2 protein-coding genes are annotated in these 2,210 nt (G+C 59.6%); both read right to left on the bottom strand.

Annotation, left to right across the window (positions count from 1 at the left end; translation table 11 throughout):
- Positions 1-123: 123 nt before the first annotated feature.
- Positions 124-1,290, bottom strand: coding sequence for a GNAT family N-acetyltransferase (locus ACNSTU_RS17465; protein ID WP_418212810.1), 1,167 nt, complete (start codon positions 1,288-1,290; stop codon positions 124-126).
- Between the two features lie 205 nt (positions 1,291-1,495).
- On the bottom strand, positions 1,496-1,969 hold the full coding sequence (locus ACNSTU_RS17460) for a hypothetical protein (protein WP_418212809.1): 474 nt from the start codon (positions 1,967-1,969) through the stop codon (positions 1,496-1,498).
- Positions 1,970-2,210: the final 241 nt, after the last annotated feature.

Here is a 2,210-nt window from a genome sequence, read left to right as displayed (position 1 = left end):
GAGGTGTTAAAGAACCTGCCGGCCGCGGCCAGCGATGAGGCCATCGACGGCCTGCTGCCGTGGCATCAGGATGAGAGCCTATACGCGCTCAAACCCACCGAGTAGGTGTGGTTCGCGGATCGCTTACCGCAATTCAGCGATACGTGCCTCCATGGGCGTGTAGAAATCATCCCACCACGCTTCATCAGGTAACGTGAAGTGCCCGACGAGCTCGAATCCGCAGTCCTGTATCGCAGCCAGATCGTCCTCTAGCTCTCCCATGGTTGGATAGTCCAGATCGAAAATGGTCTTGACCTCGGGTGGTGGATGCTCCTCGCGCCAGACTGCGTCTGTGAACGCCAGGTAGCCGCCCGGGCGCAGCAATCCATAACAGACGTGGAGAGCGTTCAGGAGGCCGACGCTGTAGAGCGCGCCCTCGGACCAGATGAGGTCGAAACTTTCAGGCGGTTGCTCCAGATGGGCCATATCCCCGACGAATGCGCTGACGCGCTGCGAAAGCCCGCGCTCGGCAACCGTAGTCCGCAGCCGTTCGATGCTCGGCGGGCTGCTATCGATTGCCAGGATACTTCCCCGCGTCATTTCAGCGAGTTGGAGGGTCTGCCCGCCGACACCGCAGCCGAGATCCAGTATGACCGGGAATGGCGGCAGATCGTGGCAAAGGCCAAGAGCTCTAGCGGCGCACGCACGGCTGCCAGGGCCTTGACGGGGCAGGCTTGCGTAGACCTCGAAGAAAATATCCCAGAAACGGGGGCTGAGCTCCTTCGTGGGTTCAGCGCTCTCCGGGCGCTCACGCACCATAAGTACGTATCGCCCGTTCGGGACGTCGTCGAATTCCCGCACAGTACGGAAGCCCGCTTTGGCGAAGGCGTGCTGCGATGCCAGGTTGTCCGATCGGGCGCACGCCATGACGAATGGCACCCTTCGGTCGAACAATGCGGCTTCAGTCACCCGGCTTATGGCACTCGACCCAAATCCCGATCCCAGGGCGGCGGGCTCACCAATCATGATGTCGATATCGATCACGCTCGCCGGAATGGCTGAGAGGCCGGCCGCGTCCAGTTCGTCCCGTGAGGGGTGCTGCCACAACACGATCCCGACTTTGCGTCCATCCGCTTCGATAATGGCTCGCCGCGCCCCGTGGGCTGGTGGCTCGCTCAGCAAACGGAGGTTCGCATGCGGATCACCCCAAGTGCTGCGTACATGATTCGCATGCAGCCACTGCCTGATCAGCGGATAATCCTCTTTCGAAACCTCTCGAAGGCGCAGATTCATGTCGGGCTGCCCCTCCATGCGGTCAAGTCTCCTCAGCCCCCTTGCTGCACGAATAGCTTTTGAGCCTGACGCACCAGAAGATAGCAGACGAAACCCGGACAGCATCTCAACTAACACATGAGCGTAGCCGGAATTGGCATCCGTCGCAGTGAATAGTTGTGAGCTTGCCCAGCACCCAGGCCATCAATGCCTTGCGGTGAAATACCTGTCCCGAGTCACTGTCTCAAAGGCAGAGATTTTCCTCGGTTTTCCCCCGCCGGCAATAATACCGAGTCTCTACTCTCGTGGGCTGCCAGCAGCCGTTAGTGTCTTCCAGGGTGAGTTGGTGATCAGTGCCGGCGATGGCGTCGTCTTTGAAGCCCCAACGTTGAACGATACCGGTGGTGATGTCCTGATCGTGCCGAGTGCGGATATCGGTGGTCAGTTCTTCGGGTTCTTCCGAGTCAATAAGACCATGAAAGGCTGCCCAGGCTTCAGTGGCCTGCCGGGCGCTGGTACACCCGTTGTGACTGGTTTCCAAAGACGGGGTGCGCTCCCAGTCGGTCACCGCTGGTTCAAAGCCGAGATCAGCGGGTACCCGCTCCAGGTAACTCGCCCATTCAGGCTGCACAAAAAAATCATCATTCGGCCCATGAGCACAACCCGCAAGCAACAACCCCACGAAAACCGCCATGCACCATCGTTGCAGCAGACCCATCAACCTATTCCTCATCGACTCAATACTATCGCCGCCCTGAAAGGCCCTGGTACTTGTTACGCGGAGCAAAGCAGCGGCCCGTCAGGGACGTCCGGCGGCCGTGATCCGCGCACCGCTTGGACTCAAGAATCAAGTGCAACGGATTTTGAGAACGCATGAAGCTCTTCGTTCATGGCCTCTTCGGGTGTTTTCCAGCCGAGCGTTTTGCGGGGGCGCTGATTGAGCAGCCGCGCAATGTCGT

Origin of the sequence: Aquisalimonas sp. APHAB1-3 (assembly GCF_048323695.1) — a bacterium.
Lineage (GTDB): Bacteria > Pseudomonadota > Gammaproteobacteria > Nitrococcales > Aquisalimonadaceae > Aquisalimonas.
This window is presented reverse-complemented; position numbering and strand designations above follow the sequence as displayed.